The sequence below is a fragment of the Vibrio sp. 10N.222.46.A1 genome (assembly GCF_041473595.1).
GTDB lineage: Bacteria > Pseudomonadota > Gammaproteobacteria > Enterobacterales > Vibrionaceae > Vibrio > Vibrio tasmaniensis_A.
Window position 1 is genome coordinate 1 of record NZ_JBFRSN010001164.1, and the last position, 4,851, is coordinate 4,851.

Annotated in this window: 9 protein-coding genes; all 9 read right to left on the bottom strand. The window is 45.3% G+C overall.

What is annotated here, in order from left to right:
- Window positions 1-260: 50S ribosomal protein L16 (rplP, locus tag AB4496_RS24810; RefSeq protein WP_372070289.1), on the bottom strand; the 260-nt coding region annotated here is incomplete at its 3' end.
- An 11-nt stretch (window positions 261-271) separates the two neighbouring features.
- A complete protein-coding gene (rpsC, locus tag AB4496_RS24815; protein WP_004736734.1) occupies window positions 272-970 on the bottom strand; it encodes a 30S ribosomal protein S3 in 699 nt (232 codons plus the stop codon).
- A gap of 18 nt (window positions 971-988) precedes the next feature.
- On the bottom strand, window positions 989-1,321 hold the full coding sequence (gene rplV, locus AB4496_RS24820; RefSeq protein ID WP_004736732.1) for a 50S ribosomal protein L22: 333 nt from the start codon (window positions 1,319-1,321) through the stop codon (window positions 989-991).
- Window positions 1,322-1,331: 10 nt separating this feature from the next.
- A complete protein-coding gene (gene rpsS / locus AB4496_RS24825) occupies window positions 1,332-1,610 on the bottom strand; it encodes a 30S ribosomal protein S19 (protein WP_004736729.1) in 279 nt (92 codons plus the stop codon).
- Between the two features lie 19 nt (window positions 1,611-1,629).
- Entirely contained in the window at window positions 1,630-2,454 is an 825-nt protein-coding gene (gene rplB, locus AB4496_RS24830; RefSeq protein WP_012604912.1) for a 50S ribosomal protein L2, read from the bottom strand.
- Window positions 2,455-2,468: 14 nt separating this feature from the next.
- A complete protein-coding gene (rplW, locus tag AB4496_RS24835) occupies window positions 2,469-2,771 on the bottom strand; it encodes a 50S ribosomal protein L23 (protein WP_004736765.1) in 303 nt (100 codons plus the stop codon).
- Window positions 2,768-3,370: a 50S ribosomal protein L4 gene (rplD, locus tag AB4496_RS24840; protein ID WP_004736764.1), complete on the bottom strand. Its 603-nt coding sequence runs from the start codon at window positions 3,368-3,370 to the stop codon at window positions 2,768-2,770. Before rplD ends, rplW begins: the two co-directional genes overlap by 4 nt.
- A 16-nt stretch (window positions 3,371-3,386) precedes the next feature.
- Complete coding sequence (gene rplC / locus AB4496_RS24845) at window positions 3,387-4,016, bottom strand: 50S ribosomal protein L3 (protein WP_004736763.1); 630 nt, start codon at window positions 4,014-4,016, stop codon at window positions 3,387-3,389.
- A 14-nt stretch (window positions 4,017-4,030) separates the two neighbouring features.
- Complete coding sequence (gene rpsJ, locus AB4496_RS24850; RefSeq protein WP_004736761.1) at window positions 4,031-4,342, bottom strand: 30S ribosomal protein S10; 312 nt, start codon at window positions 4,340-4,342, stop codon at window positions 4,031-4,033.
- Between the last annotated feature and the right edge of the window lie 509 nt (window positions 4,343-4,851).

The following is a 4,851-nucleotide window of genomic DNA, read 5'->3' on the forward strand; positions in this document are numbered from 1 at the left end:
CCTTTACCTTTACCTTGACGAACTTCAAGAGGCTTTTCAGTAATCGGTTTGTCTGGGAAAACACGGATCCAGATTTGACCTTGACGCTTAATGTGACGTGTCATAGCACGACGTGCCGCTTCGATTTGACGTGCAGTCAGACGACCACGGCCAACAGCTTTAAGACCGAATTCGCCGAAGCTTACTTCAGTACCTTTAGCTAGACCACGGTTACGACCAGTCATAACCTTGCGGAACTTAGTACGTTTTGGTTGTAGCATCGTTCGACTCCTTACTTACGGCCTTTACGCTGCTTCTTAGGCTTATCGCCTTTTGGCTCTACTGCGTTAGCAGCTGGCATACCGCCTAGAATCTCACCTTTGAAGATCCAAACTTTAATGCCGATCACACCGTATTGGGTGTGAGCCGAAGAAGTTGCGTAATCAATGTCTGCACGTAGAGTGTGTAGAGGCACACGGCCTTCACGGTACCACTCTGAACGTGCGATTTCAGCACCGCCAAGACGGCCGCCTACTTGTACTTTGATGCCTTTAGCGCCTAGACGCATAGCATTTTGTACCGCACGCTTCATTGCACGACGGAACATAACACGACGCTCTAGTTGAGACGCGATGCTATCAGCTACAAGCTGACCATCTAGCTCAGGCTTACGTACTTCAGCGATGTTAATTTGCGCTGGTACACCTGCGATTTTAGCTACAGCTGCGCGTAGCTTCTCTACGTCTTCACCTTTCTTACCGATAACAACGCCAGGACGAGCTGTGTGAATAGTCACACGGATGCTCTTCGCTGGACGCTCGATAACGATACGAGATAATGATGCTTTTTGTAGTTCCTTGGTAAGGAACTGACGTACCTTGAAGTCGCCGTCTAGGTTGTCAGCGAATTCGTTGGTATTAGCAAACCATGTAGCATTCCAAGGCTTAACGATGCCAAGACGAATACCATTAGGATGTACTTTCTGACCCATTGCTTACTCTCCTAGTCTTTAGCGATCTGCTACAACAATAGTGATGTGGCTTGAACGCTTCAAGATACGATCCGCACGACCTTTAGCACGAGGCATAATACGCTTCATGATAGGGCCCTCATCTACGAAGATTTTAGCGACATTTAGATCGTCGATATCTGCACCTTCGTTATGTTCCGCGTTAGCGATAGCTGACTCAAGAACTTTCTTAACTAGTACAGCAGCTTTTTTGTTGCTGAAAGTTAGAATTTCTAGAGCCTGGTCTACCGACTTACCGCGAATTTGGTCTGCAACTAAGCGAGCTTTCTGTGGAGAAATACGAGCAAAGTTATGTTTAGCTAAAGCTTCCATCATCTACTCCTTATTTCTTCTTAGCTTTCTTATCTGCAGCATGACCGCGATAAGTACGAGTTGGTGCAAATTCGCCCAGTTTGTGACCGATCATTTCTTCGGTAACGAAAACTGGAACGTGCTGACGACCATTATGGACAGCGATGGTCAAACCAATCATTGTTGGGATGATCATTGAGCGACGGGACCAAGTCTTAATAGGCTTTTTGTCTCCGCTTTCCACCGCTTTCTCTACCTTCTTCAGCAAGTGTAGGTCAATAAAAGGACCTTTCTTGAGAGAACGTGGCATGGCGATTCCTCTTTATAAATTATTTAGTGCGACGACGTACGATGTACTTGTCAGTGCGCTTGTTCTTACGAGTCTTGAAGCCCTTAGTAGGAACGCCCCAAGGAGAAACTGGGTGACGACCACCAGATGTGCGGCCTTCACCACCACCATGTGGGTGATCCACCGGGTTCATTACTACACCACGTACGGTTGGACGTACGCCGCGCCAGCGTGAAGCACCAGCTTTACCAAGTTCACGTAGCATATGCTCAGAGTTACCAACTTCACCGATCGTTGCACGACCTTCAGAAAGAACTTTGCGCATTTCACCAGAACGTAGACGGATAGTTACGTATGCACCATCGCGAGCGATGATTTGAGCATAAGCACCAGCCGAACGAGCTAGTTGAGCACCTTTACCAGGCTTAAGTTCAACACAGTGTACAGTAGAACCTACTGGGATGTTGCGCATCGGCAGAGTGTTACCTGCTTTGATTGCAGCATCTACGCCAGATTGAATCTGGTCGCCTGCGTTAACACCTTTAGGTGCAATGATGTAACGACGCTCACCGTCTGCGTACAGAACTAGAGCGATGTTAGCACTACGGTTTGGATCGTATTCTAGACGCTCAACTTTCGCTGGGATGCCATCTTTAGTACGTTTGAAGTCAACCAGACGGTAATGGTGTTTATGACCACCACCGATGTGACGTACTGTAATACGACCGTTGTTGTTACGACCACCGTTCTTAGAGTTTTTCTCTAGAAGTGGTGCGTATGGCTTACCCTTGTGCAGGTCAGCGTTAACAACTTTAACGACGTGACGACGACCAGGGGAAGTCGGCTTACATTTAACAATAGCCATTTTTACTACTCCTGTTATTCCGCGCCGCCAACGAAGTCAAGATCTTGACCTTCTTTCAAAGTAACGTAGGCTTTCTTAACGTCTGAACGACGGCCTTCACGCATACCTTGACGTTTGGTCTTACCCTTTAATACAAGAGTATTTACAGACTTAACTTCAACTTCAAATAGCTTTTCTACAGCTGCTTTGATCTCTTTCTTAGTTGCATCTTTAGCTACTTTGAAAACGATAGTGTTCGCTTTCTCAGCTGCCATAGTTGCTTTTTCAGAGATGTGCGGAGCACGTAGAACTTTTAAGATACGCTCTTCAGTGATCATGCTAGCATCTCCTCAACTTGCTTAACTGCATCAGCAGTCATCAGAACCTTGTCGAAAGCGATTAGTGATACTGGATCAACACCAGCAACATCACGTGCATCTACTTTGTATAGGTTACGAGCAGCTAAGAATAGATTTTCATCTACTTCGCCAGTCACAATCAGAACGTCATTTAGCTCAAGCTCTTTAAGCTTAGCTACAAGTTCTTTTGTTTTTGGTGCTTCTACAGAGAAGTTATCAACAACGATTAGACGCTCTTGACGAATCAACTCAGAAAGAATGCTTTTCATAGCACCGCGGTACATTTTCTTGTTAACTTTTTGGCTGTGATCTTGTGGTTTCGCAGCAAAAGTAACACCACCTGTACGCCAGATTGGGCTACGAATTGTACCAGCACGTGCACGGCCAGTACCTTTTTGGCGCCATGGCTTAGCACCGCCGCCTGATACTTCAGAACGAGTCTTTTGAGCACGAGTACCTTGACGAGCACCTGCTGCATACGCAACAACTACTTGGTGTACTAGAGCTTCGTTAAAGTCACGTCCGAAAGTAGTCTCGGAAACAGTTAGTGCATCAGCACCTTTAACCATCAATTCCATTACTTACTCCTAGACGTTATGCTTTAACAGCAGGTTTTACGATCACGTTACCGCCTGTTGAGCCTGGTACTGCACCTTTAATAAGGAGTAGATTGCGCTCAGCGTCAACACGTACGATCTCTAGGTTTTGAGTCGTTACACGCTCAGCACCCATGTGACCTGCCATTTTCTTGCCTTTAAACACGCGGCCTGGAGTTTGACATTGGCCAATTGAACCCGGTGCGCGGTGAGACAAAGAGTTACCGTGAGTCATATCTTGAGTAGAGAAGTTCCAACGCTTGATAGCGCCTTGGAAGCCTTTACCTTTAGATGTACCAGTAACGTCTACTTTTTTAATTTCGTTGAAAAGTTCTACGTTTAGCTCAGCGCCAACTTCAAACTCTTCGCCGTTTTCTAAACGGAATTCCCAAAGACCGCGACCTGCTTCAACACCCGCTTTCGCGAAGTGACCAGCTTCAGGTTTAGTTACACGGTTAGCTTTCTTAGCACCAGTAGTTACTTGGATTGCTGCGTAGCCGTCTGTCTCAAGAGTTTTAACTTGAGAAATACGGTTCGCTTCAACCTCAACAACAGTTACTGGGATAGAAACGCCTTCTTCAGTAAATACGCGGGTCATACCCACTTTACGTCCGACTAGACCAATCATTATTCTTATCTCCCTTAACCTAGGCTGATTTGAACATCAACGCCAGCTGCAAGATCAAGACGCATTAGAGCATCAACAGTTTTATCTGTTGGCTCAACGATGTCGATCAAACGCTTGTGAGTACGAATTTCGTACTGATCACGTGCATCTTTGTTGACGTGTGGAGAGGTAAGAACAGTGAAACGCTCTTTACGAGTAGGAAGTGGAATAGGACCACGAACCTGTGCGCCAGTACGTTTTGCTGTTTCAACGATTTCCGCAGTTGAAGCATCGATTAGCTTGTAATCAAACGCTTTAAGGCGGATACGAATACGTTGGTTCTGCATGAGACAGAGCTCCAATTATTAAAAATTACACAAACAATATCGCCACTCAAGCTCGAAAGAACGAGAGAATGCCGATTGATTTATGTGAAACCGTAGCATCCAAGATTAGGACGCATTGTCAGTTAACTTTTGAAGTAAACACAAGGTTTACTATTTTTATTAACCGCGAACATAAGCTGAGTATACATTACTAGGTAAGACCTACTCCTCAGTGCTCATTGGTTCACAAACCGGCGTTAGCCAGTGCGATGCATTATACAGATCACGTTTTAGTATGCAAGTGGTGTTGGAAAAATAATCGGAATATATTTGTGCAGAGCATTCGAAGAAAAGTTGTGTAACAAAAGTAGAACGACAAGGAACGGGGATTATACTAAGGGAAAGCAAAAAAAGTGGTGGAAAGTGGAAAAATAAAAGGGAAGCCGAAGCTTCCCTTTTCTTATGCAGTTCTTCTAATGAAGAGTGTGCAAAAATCTAAATGCTATTAAGCGAAGATTTTAGCTACAACA